We start from the raw sequence: 17,229 nt of genomic DNA on the forward strand, positions 1-17,229 counted from the left end.
AAAGTAGGGGTTTGGCACTTTTTTGTTTTGATTTTTCACTTAAATAAAGGAAAACAAAAGGAAATCCTGAATAAATATACGAGGAAAGAATTATTTCGTTTATTTAAGGAGGTTTCTAATGTTTTCAAAAAAACTAATATGTTATTTTATCATTCTATGTTTCTTAGTTGGCCAAGCTCCAAAGATAGAAGCATCTGCACCGCTTCCAAAGGTCTATGGGAATTTTGCAACGGTGATTGATGCTAAAACGGGCGAAGTAATCTATTCTAAACAAGCTCGGACTAAGTGGTATCCAGCCAGTATGACTAAAATTGTCACCGCTATGCTTTTGCTAGATTCAGTTGAAAAGGGTACGATGCTGACCGCCAGTAAACAAGCAGTAAAACAGGATGTAAGCAATTCTATTTTTCTATTAAAAGTAGGCGAGAAAATGAATCGTGAGGATGCTTTGAAGGCATTGCTTGTGATGAGCAGTAATGATGTGGCGACCATGATAGCGGAACATATAGCAGGTAGTGAAGCCAAGTTTAGTACCCTTATGAATAAGAAAGCCAAAGAAATAGGCGTGAAGGATACGAATTTTGTCACCCCAAGCGGATTGCATCATCCGAAGCATTATACTACGACCTATGATATGGCTTTGCTGACTAGGGAGGCTCTTCAAAAATACCCGGAAATTATTAAAACAATGGGGACAAAAGTGGCAACCGTACATACATCTCTGAGGACAGTAAAGCTTACCAATCGAGCGCAGTACTTTACAAAGCCCCATGTGATCGGTGGGAAAACAGGATATACAGACGCAGCTAGGAATTCATTAGTAGAAATCGTTAAGAAAAATGACGTCACGCTTATTGGTGTTGTGATGAAATCCTCCAAACTAGAACAGTATAAGGACCTTGCAGCTATGACAAATTACTCCTTTTCATTGATGAAGAATGTAGTAGCTGTGAAGCAGGGGCAGGAAATCACAACTGTTAAACTTAATGGTACTTCTGTTCCTCTAATTGCTAAAACAGAGATTTCTTATAAGTCAAAGATCGATTCCAAGCTACCTTTTAGAATAAAAGAAACCATTTTCCCTCAGGAAGTCCTTTTTAATATTGAAAAAGGAAAACAATATGGAGAAGTCACCGTTTGGAAAAATGGTGTGAAAATAGGGAGTGCGCCCCTAATTGCGGCAATGTCATTGGCGGGTGTTGCTGGTAGTAGTGATTGAAAAAATTGATGACTGATGGTCTAAAAGCGAGTAAGAAAAGGGTCATCAATCGCACGATAGGTTACTGTTTTGGTCTTGAAAGTAAGAAAAGGGTCATCAATTGCACGATAGGTTACCGTTTTAGTCTTGAAAGTAAGAAAAGGGTCATCAATCGCACGATAGGTTACCGTTTTGGTCTTGAAAGTAAGAAAAGGGTCATCAATTGCACGATAGGTTACTGTTTTGGTCTTGAAAGTAAGAAAAGGGTCATCAATTGCACGATAGGTTACCGTTTTAGTCTTGAAAGAAGAAAAGGGTCATCAATCGCACGATAGGTTACCGTTTTGGTCTTGAAAGTAAGAAAAGGGTCAACAATCGCACGATAGATGTCCCTTTTGGCCAAAAAAGTAAGAAAAGGGTCATCAATCGCACGATTGATGACCCTTTTGGTCAAAAAAGTTAAAAAAGGGTCATCAATCCCCAGATTGATACCAAACGTCGAAAAAGAGTCACTAAGAAATTTCTGTCCTCATAGGTGGATGACCTATTACAAATGATGGAATCTCTTAATTGAAAAACTCCCTACACAATGTAGAGAGAGAAGAGTAAAACATTATTAATATCCTTTTTCAAAATCAACAACATTAATTATCGTTTTTTGATCATCTATATAGCTCTTCAGATTTGGGATGAAAATATCATCCATTACTCGTTTGTTGTAATGCTCAGTTGAACCAGATGTATGAGGAGTAATAATCACGTTTTCCAACTCCCATAAAGGGCTATCCTCAGATAATGGCTCTTTTATAAACACATCAAGTCCTGCACCGGCAATTTCATTTTCAGTAAGTGCCTGAACAAGTGCTGACTCATCTATAATTTCCCCACGACCAATATTAATTAAGAAAGCTGAAGATTTCATTAGTTTTAATTGTTCTGCACCCAATAAGCGGTATGTCTCTTTTGTAAGTGGCAGTGTAATGACCACATAATCACAAAGGGGGAGAATCTCGTTAAGCTGTTCTTGCTTGTACATTTCATCAACATAATCTTCTTGAATTCCAGAGTGACGGACCCCCAGCACCTTCATTCCGAATGCTTTAGCGATTTTGGCGGTTTCTTTACCAATCGCCCCAACCCCAATAATGCCAACTGTTTTTTCATGCATTTCGAGGTTCATATTAGCATGATGCCATTTTTTAGATTGTTGATTTTTAACATATGTATGGATTTTTCGAGTTAGAGCCAGCATAAGTCCAAAGATCGTTTCAGAGATTGGATAGGCATGTACTCCGTTTGCGCTTGTTAGTTGAATGTTTCTAGATTCTAATTCAGAAAGAGGTAGGTTATTTACCCCAGCACTCCATGTTTGGAGCCATTTAAGCTGAGAAGATTCTTCTAGACAATGTTCTTTAATCTCTTTTTTCCAACCAGCAACAATCTCAGCATCCTTTAGATGCTCAAGCCAAATGCTAGGATCCTTTCCAATATAAATCTCCCATTCTGGGATGATTTCTTTCAAAATATCGTTATAGGTTGAATCTAAGTCTTGTGTAATAATCAACTTTTTTTTCATGATTTCCCCTCCAAATTCAACTTCGGACTCCGTTGCATCGAAATAAACAGAAGGAATCCGCTAATAAGCAATAATAGACTAGTAATGATAAATACAGCTGAAAAACCAAAGTAACCAGCAACCATTCCACCCATAACGGGTCCAATAACATTTCCTAAAAAGCGAAGGCTCGTATTGTAGCCAAGAACTTCCCCTTGCATAGATATCGGAGCTTCCTGTCGAATATAAGCAACACGTACAGGGACAATTCCTCCAATAGCAATGCCGAGCAAAAATCGAATGATCACAAGCTGCCAAATGCTAGTGACAAACCCACCTGGCAAATAAACGATTGCTGCCATAAACAGAAGCATGATTAGAATTTTTACATAACCAATCTTATCAGCGATTTTCCCCCATTGTCTAGCCATCATTAAATTGCCAAGACCAGCCGCCGAAAAGGCAATACCTGAATATAAGGCTAAATTTTCATGGCCATGGATTTCATTCACATACAACGACAAGATCGGTTGAATGCTAAAATGAGCAATTTGTATCAGTGTGGAAATAAGTAATACGGATAATAAAAGAGGATTCTTTGTAATGTGAGAAAGGACCTCTTTACTCGTATAGGATGATTTTGTTCCTTTTTTTCCATCTGACATTTTATATTCTGTTGTGAGCATAACGAGAATCGCTGATATAAAGATGGCAATTGATGTTCCTTGAAAGGTTGCCGAATAGCCAAAGGAATCCGCTAGAACCCCACCTAATAATGGCCCCACTAATGATCCTGTAATTCCGCCAGTTTGAAGAGTTCCAAGTACACGTCCCGCAATATCCTTTGGCGTTTGTGTGGATATAAAAGCTTGTGACATCGAAATAAACCCAGAAAATATCCCCATAAACAATCTTAATACAAATAATTGCCAGACAGATTCGACGAACCCCATCATGAAAATGGAAAAGGCCATCCCAAATGCTGAAAAGATTAAGATTTTTTTCCTACCAAATCGATCACCGATTCGCCCCCAAATGGGAGAAAAGAGAAAGGCGGTGACAAAGGTGATCCCAAAGGTCCAGCCAGACCATTGTTGAACATACTTTTCTGAAAAGTTGCCGAACGTCTCGATATAAAGGGAGAGAAAGGGTAAAACCATTGTCATACTCCCAGAAACAAAAAAGTTAGAAAACCACATTATCATTAAGTTTCGTCGTGCAGCTTTGTTTTGTTCCATATGTAAAAACACTTCTTTCTTTGAAACAATTTCGATTCCCTAAATATATAATACCCCTGTTGTCAGATAATATAAATACTTTTGCAAGATTTTTATTAATTCGAATTGTCTAACCAATTGAGCATAAAATGAATTAAACTAGAATTTCCTTACATAAGCTACCATTATATACCTTAGAAAAAGAGGTTGGAAAGGGCGGAGAAGGATGAAGCATAATAAAGAGGTTCGTGAAGAAGTATTAAAAAGCGTTATAGGTTTAACAGACTCACAGCTAAACGAAAAACCAACGGGGAAGTGGAGTATTATGCAAGTATTAGAGCATCTCTACTTATTGGAGCGGTTAATTGTTCACCAAATGTCTAAGCTGATGAATAGTGATGAGGAAGCAGTTATAGAGGATAAGCCTATTAATCAAATAATCGACCGCACCTCTAAGTTTGATGCACCGTCGTATGTAACACCCTCAGATGAATTTATGACTTTGACTACCATACAAGAGAAATTGCATAAGTCACGTTCTGCCTTAGAAGCATTCATTGTTGATGCTGATGAAGAAAAGATGCTAAAACGCACCATTCCACACCCGGTGTTTGGTCCCTTTCATTTGAAGCAGTGGGTGGAAATCATCGGCTGGCATGAAAAGCGTCATTTAGAACAGATTGAGGAGATAAAAGCAGAGTTAGGGCTGTAGAAACTATAGATCGAAAGGTAACTTGATTCCATTCGGACAGATTATGGCAGAAAAAAATGATCGTGTCCGAATGCAGTTCCCATTCGGACAGGTTGTGCTCCAATAGCTTAAAACAAGTCCGAATGAAGGCCCTATTCGGACAGGTCAAGCTCCAAAATTCATAAACAAGTCCGAAGGGAATATCGCGTATGGATTTTTGGTTTGATGCAGTGAAATGATTTTTTGGGCTAGTTTCATGTGGTAATCATTCAATTTAGAGGGTGTTTTATTAATGTCATTCAAAAAACGATTTACTTGAGTTGGTAATATAATTGGTTGGTTCATAGGGGCTTGATATAAGGTGAATTCAGGATTGATAAAGATAACGTAGGGATCAACAAGGTAATTTAGCTTGTGGTTTTGAAGCAGTTTGCGGAATAGAGTTGCACTTCTATTTAACTGGGTTATAGGATTCATATATTCACGGCCAGTTGTGACGGCATAAAGTTTATCCGCTTCTATATAACAATCACCATAATAATTTTTTATATCTAAAAGGTGGATGACTCCCTGTGAAATTATAAAACTATCAATTTGAGAATATGAGTTGTTTACTTCAAGCAGTAAATCATTTATGAGATACCTGTCTTCTTGAAGCCTTTCTGCTAGTAAGTCAAACTTTTTCTCCCCCTCATAGCCCTTTTCAAGGTTTGTATACTTAAATTTTTCCTTTTCAGTTAACTCCATTCGCATGTTTAAATAGCGGAGCTTCAATAATTCTTCCGATTCAGTACGACCTTTTAGTAACATATGACACTTCCTTCCTTAATCACTACGTTTATTTTATAAAAAATTTCAAAGATTCCATTGAAGAGATGTGAATATTCTGTTAACATTTTACAAGCCTCCCTTATTTTTTTTTTCAAAGGAGAATCTTACTTTGAATATATTAGTTTATAATTAGGGACAAGCAGTAATAAAGATAGATTGTTCATATTCTTGTAGTAGTTTGAGGGGGATTCGTTCGTTGGAAAATGAGTTTTTAATTGTATTATTCAAAATTATTCTTATCAATATTGTGCTAAGTGGAGATAACGCGGTTGTCATTGCCCTTGCGTGTCGAAATTTAGATGTAAAGTATCGAAAGAAAGCTGTTTTTTTAGGTAGCTTCGGGGCAATTGCGTTACGAGTCGCGCTTACATTTGTAGCTGTTTATTTATTAACGATTCCTTTTCTTAATTTTATTGGCGGATTATTACTATTGTGGATAGCTATAAAATTATTAAAAGGTGAAGATGAAGAAAATATTGAGGGCAGTTCTAATTTAATGGGGGCCATCAGGACGATTATCTTTGCAGATCTCATTATGAGTTTAGATAATGTTGTTGCAGTAGCAGGGGTAGCGGATGGAAACATGCTACTTATCTTAATTGGACTAGCTGTTAGTATTCCGTTTATTATCTGGGGAAGCCAACTATTGATGATTATTATGGAAAAGTTCCCAATTATAATCATATTAGGGGCTGCTTTGTTAGGTTTTACAGCAGGGGAAATGATGTTAAGCGATAAAGTGGTTAGCCCCTTCTTTGAGCATCTTCATTCAAGTATTCATACCGTGTTCCCTCTAATGCTTGCTGTTATTGTAGTGATTATTGGTAAGTTTGCTGGGAACAATCATAGAACTGCATAGAAAAGAAATCAAAATCCCGCCCTTTAATGAGTGTGGGATTTTTTGTTTTTATGGAATATATTTAACTAAAAATGACATGTGGCGAATAGATTGTCCATATATTTGGATAAAAGAGAAGTACGAAATGGAGGGTCGATAATGGTTAAATGCGCAGGTTTGCTGTTAGCTGCGGGTAAATCAACTAGAATGGGTAGCTTAAAAGCGCTTTTACCTTGGGAGGATACGACATTACTTCAATTCCAGCTAACACAATTAGAGCGCTCCATGATAGACCAAATCATTATTGTATTAGGTTACGAATCTAACAAACTTCTTCCTTATGTAGAGGAATCATCTGCCTATATAGTCCAGAACGAGAATTATGAAAAGGGAAAAACAGAATCGATTAAACAAGGGGTTCTCGCTATCCATAAAGATGCCGATTGCTTCATCCTTTCATCAGTCGATCAACCAGTTAGCTATTTCCTCCTTAATGCCATGATAAATGAGTTCCGTCTAACAAATAGTAACATTATCATCCCTGTTTACAATAAAAGACGGGGCCACCCCATCCTATTTTCGACAAAGCTACGTGAAGAAATCATGCAAATAAACGAAGAAACATACGGATTAAAGGCAATTTTACAAAAAAGAAAAGATGAGATTAGTGAACTAGTCGTGGAGGACTACTCAGTGTTATTTAATTTTAATAATAAAAAAGATTACAAGGAAGGTATCTCGAAAGGGGGAACTAAATAAATGCTTTGCCCCAACTTGCTGCAAAACATGAAAACGGCGTTAGCCAAGCAAAAGGCGACGGCTTTAGTTACGATTACCTCCCATTTTGACCCAATGTTTATTGGAAAGAAGTTCTTGGTTTGGGAGGATGGCCATTTTAATAATGAACCTGAACTTGAAATCATTTATGCAAGTTTTAAAGATTTGTACTTATCACTTATTCAAAAGCAAAAAACCAAATGTATTCGTTCTATGATAAATGAACAGGAAGTAGAGTGCTTTGTTGAAATATATCTCCCTCGACCACAACTTATTATTGCTGGGGGAGGGCATGTGTGTGAGCCTGTTGTTCAAATGGCTTCCTTACTTGGCTACTATATTACGGTTGTTGATGATCGGTCTGAGTTTGCTAGGAAAGAACGATTTCCTTTGGCCGATGAAGTCATTTGTGCAGGGTATCTGGATTATTTTCAAAAATGCCCCCTTACCAATCATACATGGATATTACTTCTAACAAGAGGTCATCAATTTGATGTGATGAGTCTTCAAGAATTGTTAAAGCGTATGGAAACACCCGCTTATATTGGGATGATTGGGAGCAGAAGGAGAATTGCCGGGGTTTTCGAACAACTGAAACAAGAGTTTCCAGCTACTGCATTTGATTCCATCTACACGCCCGTTGGCCTGGATATTGGGGCAGAATCACCAGCTGAAATCGCGGTTAGTATATTTGCTGAAATGTTAATGGTGAAAAATAACAAATCTGGAGATTCATTAAGTCAGGAAACTCGCCATCTAGCAAAATTAGGTTTTCGGGGTGGGAAAAGTGAATGAACTTGAAATCTTGGAACAAGCTATTTTTTTAAAAGAAAGGAAAGAACCTGCAGCCCTTGCGACCATTATTGTTAAAAAAGGATCGGTCCCAAGAAATCTCGGTTCTAAAATGATTATTATGAGGGATGGAAAAATCATCGGAACCATCGGTGGAGGCTGTGGAGAAGGGGAAGTCATCGAAAGGGCGTTTGATGTAATTGACACAGGAATACCCTGTAAACATACAGTCGATCTTACAAAGGGTCTATTTTACGAAGATGGTGGGATTTGTGGAGGGATTTTTGAGGTGTTTATTGAACCATTAACTGTTAATAAGGAGTAAGTGGCAAGTAACTTAACATCCTTAGTATGAAAAAATTACCCTCCGTTAATAATGTCAAAGTACAAATAAAAAAATGGAGGAATAAACGCATGTATACGTCTATCCAAGAATTTAATGATGAATGGAATAACGAAGCTGCCTCAACACAAAAGGTTTTAGACGCTTTATCAGATAGTTCTCTTGGACAAAAGGTTTCGCAAGAGGGTCGCACTTTAGGTGCCATTGCTTGGCATGTTGTGACAAGTACACCTGAAATGCTAAATGAATTTGGGATTAATGTTGAAGCGGTGCAAGACTCAAACAACGTACCAGCCTCAGCACGGGAGATTGCTGAAATCTTTCGAAGAGTTAGCGCAGACACAAGTGATGCCGTTAAACAGCAATGGACAGATCATTCCTTAACTGAAATGGTAAATGCGTTCGGAATGGACATGCCAAAAGCAGTCACACTTTCTCTTCTCATCAAGCATATCATTCATCATCGTGGTCAAATGACTATACTTATGCGTCAAGCTGGATTGAAGGTTCCAGGAGTTTATGGACCTGCGAGAGAAGAATGGGGTTTAATAGGGATGGATGCACCAGCCTTGTAATTCGGTATTTTTTAGTTCCAGATTCTAAAAAGACCCTTTCACTTGAAGTTCAAGTACGAAGGGGGCTTTTATATGTGCTATATCAAGTGAAGGAATACGAGTTTGTAAGATATGGTAAAATATTCATGTACTATTTTAAGAGAATAGGAGTTGATCGAATTGAATTTTAAAATTGAAGAAGCCATTGAAATACTCGAACGCACACCTCAAACCTTAAGTAGTTTACTAACAGGGTTATCGAATGAATGGATCTATTCCACTGAAGGTGAATCCACTTGGAGCCCTTTCGACGTGGTCGGACATCTCATTGAGGCTGAAAAGTATAACTGGATTCCGAGAATCGAGATAATTTTAACGAAAGGGGAATCCGAAATCTTCCCACCATTCGATCGTTTTAGTCAACTCCGTCAAAATAAAGAGATAACAATCAATCAGTTACTAAGTGAGTTTGCAGAATTGCGTCAACAAAACCTTGAAAAATTAAAAATATTCGTGACGAATCAAACAAATTTAGACCTAACAGGAATCCATCCAGACTTTGGCGTTGTTAAGCTAAGCGAACAGCTGTCCACCTGGACGGCCCATGACCTCAGCCACATCGCCCAAATCACAAGAATCATGGCCAATCGCTATCATGAAGATGTTGGACCTTGGAAAGCATATTTACGAATTTTGAAAAAATAAATTATATTAAAAGAGGAGAGATTAACCAAAATAAGATGGCTAATCTCTCCTTTTAATTACTTCACACTAGTCTTATTTAGTGGGAGTGTTGTACCAAGTATAGAAGCTACTAGCTTCCTCCTTGGAAACACCATATAATTCACTCACATGTAGCGGTTTACTCTTATTAGTAAATTTAAGGGTAGCAACGCCAAATTTTCGTTGCAGCCAAGAATGTTTGACGGTAATTTGCTGAATACGTTCGCGGTGGGTGACGAAGGTTTCATTCGTTAATCCACCTTTTCTAATTTGGACTGTATTTCCATGCCGAATATAGCTGGTGAACCAGTAGTCTAGGATACGAAAAATGGCAGATAGTCCTAAGACGATGGCAGCTACCCACAGCCACTCCTTTTTAAAAATCATTAATCCGATTATCACCAAAATCGTTACATAATACGGATGAAGGAGCTTAAGCCAAAGAACTTTAATCGGAAACCGTTTCATTTCTTCTTCAATTAAATAATTTGGAAGTATCGTTTGTAAAACACGATACGCCTCTTGCTTTGGCATAAAGGGATATAGAGAACTAATTTCCTCATCCTCTTCCTTAGAGCCACCTGCACTAATTAATTTGATGGAAGCTAATCCTAGCAAACGTTTAAGAATAGTTTGTTCGACGATAACCCCTTGTACCTTATGCTTTTGAATCGAAAAACTGACAAATTTACCGACGCCTTTATCAATATAAATTCTCTCCATGTCATCACTAATGACATAATTCCCATACTTTATCGAGGTTTGAATAAAGCCAATTAAGACTGATAAGGCTAGTGCTATAACTAAGATCACTATTAACATCCAGTCATTACCTAGTAAATAGTCTAGTGCATTTTTGGCTGTTTTTTCAATTTGAAAAAAATCATCTAAATTGAAGTACATGGCCGTTAATATGGGAAAGATGGCCAAAAAGCTAAACGAGGTAAAGGATGCCTTTATTAAGTCTTTTTTAGTAGAACGAAAATGAATCGTACGTTCAGGTGATTTCTCTATAACCTCTCCAGCAACATCCTCAAAAGTATCTTGTTTTTGTTCCAAATGAAGAAGGATTCGCTCCTTCTCTACTTCTGTTATGACTGGAAAATGAAAAGTGGCATTTTCACCACTAGTTCCCGTTTCAAGTGTGAGGGAGGTTAGCCCAAACCATTTGTGAACGAAGGTCGTGTTTGATTTTTGGTTATGAATTCTGTCTAGGGCAACCGTGCGTTGTTTTTTTACGAATACACCCTCGTGTACAACAATGGAATCCCCGACAATTTCATATCGGTAAAAGTACCATTTTAAAATAAATGAACAAATAGACCAAATCGTAATAATGAAAAGGATATAACGTCCCCAAGTCACCCAAATCGCTGTGGAAGATGCTTTGATCACAAATAAAAAGAGAAACGGCCATAAGATGCCTTTAACAAAAGATACTAAATCAACAATTATTATGGCAGGATGATACTTTTTTAAATCGTCGGTCATGCGCCAGTTTCTCCTTCCACCAAGTCTGAATCCTGTATTTTGGCATACGTAGCGATTTGAGCTTTTAGTAGCTTTGCCTCTTCTGAAGGAATACCGGGAATGACATGATTAGAAGTGGTCGTGCCAATCTCGATTTTGTAAAGGTTAAACATTCGCATAAGCGGACCTTGCTCTGAACGGACATATTCTACTTTTTCCATCGGTATTAACGTATGCTTTACCTGCCATTTCCCGTGCTTTAACTGAACGAATTGTTGATCAATTTGGTACCGCCACGTGCGTTGGAGGTAAATGGGTTCAATCACAATCGAGAAAACGGCGGATAAGATAGCTAGTCCTCCAATTATATATAGAACGATGTTAATCCAATCAAACCATCCAAACATATTTGAAAAAAAGCCTAAAATAGCGATTATGATTAATGCTAACAGGTGACCTAACGAATTTGAAATTCTCCATACTTTCACCGCATCAGTCGATATTCTTTCAGTTGGTTCTTCAATATTTAAGTACACTCATTTCACCTCATTATCCTATACGGTTTTGGAACTCTAATAGTTTCACCTATCTATAATACAGTATCATCGTATAGCATATGTCAAAAGAAGCCTGACTAAAGACATTTAGTTGATACCAGTTGTCTAACTGAGGAGGTTAGTATGTCTTTAAAAAAGTCTTATCAGCTCTCAACTAAGCCTTAAGTCTGATATAAAAATAAAGCTCAGGCTCAATTATATAAAATGAAGAAAAACGGTAAGATGAAATTAAGATAACGAGGGAGGAAAAAACAATGAAAAAATTTGGTTTATTAGTAGTTGGTGGAATTGCAGCCATCGTTTTGCTTAATACAATTGGTCCAATGATAGGGTTGCTTATCAGTGTAGCGTTACTATATTTTATTATTAGACAATTTTTAAAAACGAAGTCAACTGGTGGGAAGATAGGCTTTGGGATTATCGGGTTTATTCTCTTCATGTCAACGATCCAACATGTACCAGCGCTTATCGGCGTAGCAGCTGCCTATGTTTTATATCTTGTTTATAAAAAATGGAATAATTCAAAACTTACTAGTAGCAAAAAAGACAATGATCCATTTATGAACTTTGAAAAACAGTGGAATGAATTGAAATCATAAAAATAAGAGCCCTCCTTTTATGGAGGCTCTTATTTTTATATTGTGAGTTCAAGTAGAAGGAATATTAGTATTCATATCGAAGTTAGACAGGAGGTAAACAAATTATTAAAGAGGCATGATAGGAATACAAACCCAAAATTTGCTTTGATAGAAAACAGGAGGAATTAATGTTGTCAAAAAAATTTGTTCACCACATCTGTATTCAAACAAACAACTATCAGAAATCATTGGATTTTTATATAAAAGCACTTGGTTTTGAACTAGTTCAAGAATCACCCCAATTTCATACTAGAGATTATAACTCTTGGCTAAAATTAGGTGATTTTTATATTGAACTTCAAACTGGAAAAGCTGGTGAGAATCTTGATACTGTAAGTAGTACAAATATGGAAGGAATCGCTCACCTTTGCTTATGGGTAGAGGATTTAGCGGCGGAGGTTCAGTTCATAAAGCAACTAGGTTATGAATATAAGTTAAAGAATGGACATGAAATTTATCGAGTTGAAAATGGGAATCTATGCAAAATGGTTGCCCCTGAAGGTACTATTATTGAGCTTAGGGATAATAGAGGGGTATAGATTGAAAATTTTATAATGAAAGTGATGTTGCCGATCATGTTACCTTTTATAGAAGAAAAAATTAGCGATTATTTAACCCAAATTACTCCATTTGGTTTTACAGGAACTGTCTTAATCGCCTCCGAAGAAAAAATCATCCATTCAGCTGGATATGGCTTAGCCAATAGAAGAAATAAAATTCAAAATACGACATGTACCTACCATGATATTGGATCGCTCACAAAACAATTTACAGCTGCTGGTATCCTAAAACTAGAAATGGAAGGGAAATTAACCACAGAGGATACCATTAATCTTTATTTTGAAGGTGTTCCTGATGAAAAGAAATCCATCACCTTACATCAACTATTAACCCATACCTCGGGAATCCATGATAGTAGTTCAGATGATTATGAGATGGTAACAAAAGAAATGGCACTTGATAGAATTTTTTCATCGGATTCTTACGAGTCTAATCAATTTTCTTATAGTAATGATGGTTATTCACTGTTAGCAGCCATTATAGAAAGAGTATCTGGGCAATCTTATGAGGATTTCATTTATAGAAATTTGTTCCTACCAGCAAATATGCAAGATACAGGCTATAGCCTTCCAAGCTTTGAGGCTGACAGAATAGCCAATGGCTATGTAAATAACGAGGATTGTGGGAAACCAACAGAAAAAAATTATCCATATTGGAACCTGATGGGGAATGGTGGGATGCTATCAACATCAGAAGATTTATATAAATGGCATCGTGCTTTACGAGGGGAAAGCATCCTATCAAAAGTAGCCAAACGAAAATTGTTTACTCCTTTTTTAAAGGATTATGCATATGGCTGGAGGGTACTCAACACTGCACAAGGAACGGTACATGAACATGGAGGAGCTAGTTCCTATGGAACATGCGCACACTTTCGAAGATATGTTGAAAAAGATGTCGTCGTCATCGTACTTTGCAACCAATTCTCAGGAATCAGTAACCAAATGGCAAAAGTGGTTTCTGATAAATTAAGTAAGATTCTATTTGGTCAAGACATAGTGATTCCACCAAAAGTAATCGGTGAAAAAAATGAACATGCAAGTATCAAGGCAGGAAGTTTTCTTTACCGACTAAATACAGGTGGCTATTTTACGATTAATTCAAAAGACGATAGCATGACTTTAGAAACCTACGATCAAGATGCTATACAATTATTTCTTGGATCAGTAGAAGAAACGGATGTTATAACAAAATTATCTCTTGAAATAACAAAAGACATGATGAATGGCGACTATTTATCGCTCGAAACAAATATGGAAGATCAACAAGTTTTTCAAGGAAGAAGATCTTTTATCGAAAATTACTTATCTAAAAAGACAAATTTCAAAAGTTTTAAATTAATGGGAAGTATGCCTTCTACGATTATTCCTGAAACCATTGAAGTACGAATCCTTTTAAGCTTTGAAGAGGAAGACATCAGCCTACTCTTTTTTTGGAAAAATAATCAAATACATTACCTTGGGTTCTCAAGTGGAATTGGTCCAATAAGTATTGAATGTAGACAGAATAAAGATACGTACATTTGTTACTCAATAGAGTATGAATCTGTCGTAACATTCACGATTTCCAAAGATGAATTAAATAAAATAAATTTTATTTCTTCTGCACTTTCAGCCAAATGGGTAAAAAATATTAACGAGTAATGCCTAAAAAAGTCGTACAGCAAAGACTGTACGACCTTTTTTCTAAATATTTGCTCCGACAAAGGAAAATAAAGCAATTGCAACCAAAAAGACAAAAACGTAAAAGATAATTGAAAGGATAACAAGAATCCATCCAAGGACTTTTCGGTTTGTTTTTATAAAAAAAATCCCAAGAGCAATTAATCCAAAAATAAACCCCATAATGGCCCAAAGCCATCTGCTCTTACCAAACTTAGGAGCAACGACGAATAAGTAAATGGCAATCCCGACAGAGATGAAAAAACTAATATACTCCATAAAATAAGCTCCTTCTAATGTAAAATATACGAATTTGCTTTAGACAAAGTATTACCTACCTAGCATTTATTAATGCATCAGTAACCTGCTGCCTGTTTGAACATCCTAATTTTCACCATAATAATTCTATGCAAAAGGAAGACAATATTAGTGTGAAGACTAATTAAAGGATGAATACGATGAGGCGAATTCTATTACAACTTGGTACTTTCATTGATCCTCTTTATTTTAGATGTACTCGTCTCGAATATTTAGCGGACCCGACGAATATTTTTCGGATCCGACTGAATCGCTATAAAGGACGGGAAGTTATCCTTTCTGACGGTACCAATATCAAGAAAAACGATTTGTTAGTGAAAATTCATTTTCACAATGTGAGGCTTCTAAAGGAATTAAAGGATATTTCGAACGAAATTCAAAAGGTAAAGAGGATAATTAAGGAAGTTCAAAGGTCCTTGCCTGGGGTTGAAGAGTACATTCGACAGCATAAGAATTTCGATGAAATAAAGGGGATTATTGGCATTACTTCACTATGCTCAGGAAGTCAGCGGATTGGTTTCGATACCATTGCTATTCCTCTTCCAGTGTATAGATGGCTGAAATGGTCAACTTGTCTGCCGATCATGATGGTATCTAAGAAGCATTTCTCCATTATGAAGCAACCAGCTCCCAAGTATTTATTTATGTCAAAAAATAAATTAAGCCAGCTTTATGGGACTCAATAAAGAAAAAAGACTGTTAACAGTCTGTTAGCAGTCTTTTGGTTATATCGCTGCTGCTTTGTTTACCGCTGCAGAAATAGGAAATTGATGCAATGTAATTTCAGGTCGGCTACCAACGCGAATATTAATACCGGTTTGGCCAAGCCCTTCGTTAATATAGAAAAGTTTGCCCTCATGCTTGTGTAGGCCTTTAACCATATTCATTCGAATTAATTTTCCCATCTTAATTAAGTGATAGGCCTTTGGATAACAAATTTGTCCTCCATGAAAATGACCAGATAGCAAATATTCGAAATGATAGTTTTTCATTTTAAGAACAATATTAGGATCGTGGGTTAACACTAGGTTTGTTCCTTTCTGCTGTATACCTGAATAGGAAGCAGCCACATCACTGCGGTGTGTGTGATTGTCATCAATTCCAATAATATTGAGGATTTTCCCATCAACGACTATTGATGTGTTTTCATTTTGAAGAACCGTACAGCCATGTTCTTTAAGAGTAGAAATTAAACGATTTAAGCTATCCTCGTTCAGCTTATAATCATGATTACCTAAAACCGCGTACACTCCATATTTGGCATTTAATTGCTGGATGGCTTTAAGATAAGGACCAAGTTTAGGGATTGTGCGTGTGCGATCAAGGAAGTCACCAGTTAATGCAACTAATTCAATCTCTTCCTCTTTTAATCTATCAAATAACTCTTCCGGTGAAATTGAGATATTCTCAAGGTGTAAATCGGATAAATGCAAAATATTTAAAGATTGCTGAGAGCCTTGAACCCCGTCTTGCTCTACATAAATCTTATTGATCACGATATCTTTCGTGTTTTTATGTGCTTTATTGAAAGTCCAATATAGGAAAAGAACTAATACGGCAATTAAAAATACCATCATCCTGTCACCCCCAAGTTTGATTATACAGGGTGAAAGGTATTTTTTTTGCGGTAATTATTGGAATAGGGATAAGTATTACCTACCTTGCATTAATGAATGCATCAGTTACCTGCTGACTGTTTGTCTTTGATTTTTTTAACAAGAAAAGCGCATAAAGGAAAAACGCTACGTTAAGTAGGAAAAATACGCTTAATAATTTTAGTGAATAGTCACTAGAATGAACACCATATTCTCCTGTTGCTGCATACTCAACGGCATCTAATACAAAATGGAAAACAATGGCTGGCAGTAAGCTTTTATTTGCTAAAACCATAGCCGTTAGTGCCATCCCTCCGAAAGTAACCCAACCGAATTGAAAAAGAGCATATGTGACATCTCCACCTACAAAAATATTACCAAGATGAGCAGCTCCAAACAAAAGCGAAGGAACGATAATCGCTACAGCGTTTCCGAATGGTAAGATAGCTCGTAATAAAATGCCTCTAAATAAAATTTCCTCATTGACTGCCACACATACGGCGGCAATTAGTAGGAACGGAACATGCCCCCAAGTGGAATTAAAGCCAAGAACATAAGCCAATGTCAGTGGAATTATTAGGAATGGCAACCAAACGATCCATGCTTTAGAAGACGACGGCATCTTCAAACCAATTTCCTTATCAATTTTCACCCATTTAACAGCTAAGAAAGCGCAAGTTGCATAGATTAACATAATGAACCAACCTAAATCCTCTTGAATGTTAAGGGATGGATCAAAAAATTGAATGCCTTTTACAGCAAACATTCCGATAAAGCCTCTACCAAGCATTACAACTAGAAATAAAATCAAACTATGATTATATAAAAAATTCTTCATTTTCATTTCTCCTTTTTTGTTTCAATTTGTATCTTCATTATGGAACTTAGGAGGTCACATCCAAAAGTGAAC

At 36.7% G+C, this 17,229-nt stretch carries 21 protein-coding genes; 13 read left to right on the plus strand and 8 right to left on the minus strand.

All coding sequences use genetic code 11. The features are described from left to right. Positions 1-118 precede the first annotated feature (118 nt). Positions 119-1,219, plus strand: a complete 1,101-nt coding sequence (locus tag LRP83_RS03320) for a D-alanyl-D-alanine carboxypeptidase family protein (protein ID WP_230495247.1) — start codon at positions 119-121, stop codon at positions 1,217-1,219. Then, positions 1,216-1,533 carry a hypothetical protein gene (locus tag LRP83_RS03325; RefSeq protein WP_230495248.1) on the plus strand — a complete coding sequence of 106 codons (318 nt, stop codon included), beginning with the start codon at positions 1,216-1,218 and terminating at the stop codon, positions 1,531-1,533. The genes LRP83_RS03320 and LRP83_RS03325 overlap by 4 nt, the downstream gene beginning before the upstream one ends. Before the next feature lie 281 nt (positions 1,534-1,814). Here the strand turns inward: LRP83_RS03325 and LRP83_RS03330 are convergent, their stop codons facing one another. Continuing rightward, positions 1,815-2,777 (minus strand): D-2-hydroxyacid dehydrogenase, encoded by a 963-nt coding sequence (locus LRP83_RS03330; protein WP_230495336.1) that lies wholly within the window; start codon positions 2,775-2,777, stop codon positions 1,815-1,817. Further along, entirely contained in the window at positions 2,771-3,991 is a 1,221-nt protein-coding gene (locus LRP83_RS03335) for an MFS transporter (protein ID WP_230495249.1), read from the minus strand. The genes LRP83_RS03330 and LRP83_RS03335 overlap by 7 nt, the downstream gene beginning before the upstream one ends. A 205-nt stretch (positions 3,992-4,196) precedes the next feature. Between LRP83_RS03335 and LRP83_RS03340 the strand changes: the two genes are divergently transcribed. After that, entirely contained in the window at positions 4,197-4,682 is a 486-nt protein-coding gene (locus LRP83_RS03340; protein WP_230495250.1) for a DinB family protein, read from the plus strand. A gap of 144 nt (positions 4,683-4,826) precedes the next feature. Here LRP83_RS03340 and LRP83_RS03345 read toward each other — a convergent pair whose 3' ends face one another. After that, a complete protein-coding gene (locus LRP83_RS03345) occupies positions 4,827-5,471 on the minus strand; it encodes a nuclease-related domain-containing protein (RefSeq protein ID WP_230495251.1) in 645 nt (214 codons plus the stop codon). 217 nt (positions 5,472-5,688) lie between these two features. On the opposite strand from LRP83_RS03345, the gene LRP83_RS03350 reads away from it, so the two are divergent. The 6 genes from LRP83_RS03350 to LRP83_RS03375 all read left to right on the plus strand — a co-directional run bounded on the left by LRP83_RS03350 (position 5,689) and on the right by LRP83_RS03375 (position 9,501). Beyond that, positions 5,689-6,351, plus strand: a complete 663-nt coding sequence (locus LRP83_RS03350) for a TerC family protein (RefSeq protein ID WP_230495252.1) — start codon at positions 5,689-5,691, stop codon at positions 6,349-6,351. Positions 6,352-6,489: 138 nt separating this feature from the next. Continuing rightward, positions 6,490-7,089 carry a nucleotidyltransferase family protein gene (locus tag LRP83_RS03355; protein WP_230495253.1) on the plus strand — a complete coding sequence of 200 codons (600 nt, stop codon included), beginning with the start codon at positions 6,490-6,492 and terminating at the stop codon, positions 7,087-7,089. Then, positions 7,090-7,902, plus strand: a complete 813-nt coding sequence (locus LRP83_RS03360; RefSeq protein ID WP_230495254.1) for an XdhC family protein — start codon at positions 7,090-7,092, stop codon at positions 7,900-7,902. Beyond that, positions 7,895-8,224, plus strand: coding sequence for an XdhC family protein (locus LRP83_RS03365; RefSeq protein WP_230495255.1), 330 nt, complete (start codon positions 7,895-7,897; stop codon positions 8,222-8,224). The genes LRP83_RS03360 and LRP83_RS03365 overlap by 8 nt, the downstream gene beginning before the upstream one ends. An 89-nt stretch (positions 8,225-8,313) precedes the next feature. Then, positions 8,314-8,817, plus strand: a complete 504-nt coding sequence (locus LRP83_RS03370; RefSeq protein ID WP_230495256.1) for a DinB family protein — start codon at positions 8,314-8,316, stop codon at positions 8,815-8,817. A gap of 159 nt (positions 8,818-8,976) precedes the next feature. After that, positions 8,977-9,501 carry a DinB family protein gene (locus tag LRP83_RS03375; RefSeq protein WP_230495257.1) on the plus strand — a complete coding sequence of 175 codons (525 nt, stop codon included), beginning with the start codon at positions 8,977-8,979 and terminating at the stop codon, positions 9,499-9,501. Between the two features lie 72 nt (positions 9,502-9,573). Here LRP83_RS03375 and LRP83_RS03380 read toward each other — a convergent pair whose 3' ends face one another. Together LRP83_RS03380 and LRP83_RS03385 are read right to left on the minus strand one after the other, a co-directional pair. Continuing rightward, positions 9,574-11,010 (minus strand): PH domain-containing protein, encoded by a 1,437-nt coding sequence (locus LRP83_RS03380; RefSeq protein WP_230495258.1) that lies wholly within the window; start codon positions 11,008-11,010, stop codon positions 9,574-9,576. Beyond that, on the minus strand, positions 11,007-11,525 hold the full coding sequence (locus tag LRP83_RS03385) for a PH domain-containing protein (RefSeq protein ID WP_230495259.1): 519 nt from the start codon (positions 11,523-11,525) through the stop codon (positions 11,007-11,009). The genes LRP83_RS03380 and LRP83_RS03385 overlap by 4 nt, the downstream gene beginning before the upstream one ends. A 275-nt stretch (positions 11,526-11,800) precedes the next feature. Here LRP83_RS03385 and LRP83_RS03390 point away from each other — a divergent pair, with 275 nt between their 5' ends. From LRP83_RS03390 to LRP83_RS03400, 3 genes are all read left to right on the plus strand, one after another. Then, positions 11,801-12,145, plus strand: coding sequence for a lmo0954 family membrane protein (locus tag LRP83_RS03390; RefSeq protein WP_230495260.1), 345 nt, complete (start codon positions 11,801-11,803; stop codon positions 12,143-12,145). A 170-nt stretch (positions 12,146-12,315) separates the two neighbouring features. After that, positions 12,316-12,723: a VOC family protein gene (locus LRP83_RS03395; RefSeq protein WP_230495337.1), complete on the plus strand. Its 408-nt coding sequence runs from the start codon at positions 12,316-12,318 to the stop codon at positions 12,721-12,723. A 36-nt stretch (positions 12,724-12,759) separates the two neighbouring features. Then, the gene (locus LRP83_RS03400) at positions 12,760-14,388 is read left to right on the plus strand and encodes a serine hydrolase domain-containing protein (RefSeq protein WP_230495261.1); all 1,629 of its coding nucleotides are present in this window, start codon (positions 12,760-12,762) and stop codon (positions 14,386-14,388) included. Positions 14,389-14,430: 42 nt separating this feature from the next. Here the strand turns inward: LRP83_RS03400 and LRP83_RS03405 are convergent, their stop codons facing one another. Next, positions 14,431-14,685, minus strand: a complete 255-nt coding sequence (locus tag LRP83_RS03405) for a hypothetical protein (RefSeq protein WP_230495262.1) — start codon at positions 14,683-14,685, stop codon at positions 14,431-14,433. Between the two features lie 179 nt (positions 14,686-14,864). Between LRP83_RS03405 and LRP83_RS03410 the strand changes: the two genes are divergently transcribed. Continuing rightward, complete coding sequence (locus LRP83_RS03410; RefSeq protein ID WP_230495263.1) at positions 14,865-15,410, plus strand: YkoP family protein; 546 nt, start codon at positions 14,865-14,867, stop codon at positions 15,408-15,410. Between the two features lie 39 nt (positions 15,411-15,449). On the opposite strand, the gene LRP83_RS03415 is transcribed toward LRP83_RS03410, so the two are convergent. Then, complete coding sequence (locus LRP83_RS03415; RefSeq protein ID WP_230495264.1) at positions 15,450-16,301, minus strand: metallophosphoesterase; 852 nt, start codon at positions 16,299-16,301, stop codon at positions 15,450-15,452. Between the two features lie 79 nt (positions 16,302-16,380). Further along, positions 16,381-17,157, minus strand: a complete 777-nt coding sequence (locus tag LRP83_RS03420) for a CPBP family intramembrane glutamic endopeptidase (protein WP_230495265.1) — start codon at positions 17,155-17,157, stop codon at positions 16,381-16,383. Positions 17,158-17,229 lie beyond the last annotated feature (72 nt).

The sequence above is a fragment of the Pseudoneobacillus rhizosphaerae genome, from assembly GCF_917563885.1.
GTDB classification, from domain to species: domain Bacteria; phylum Bacillota; class Bacilli; order Bacillales; family Cytobacillaceae; genus Pseudoneobacillus; species Pseudoneobacillus rhizosphaerae.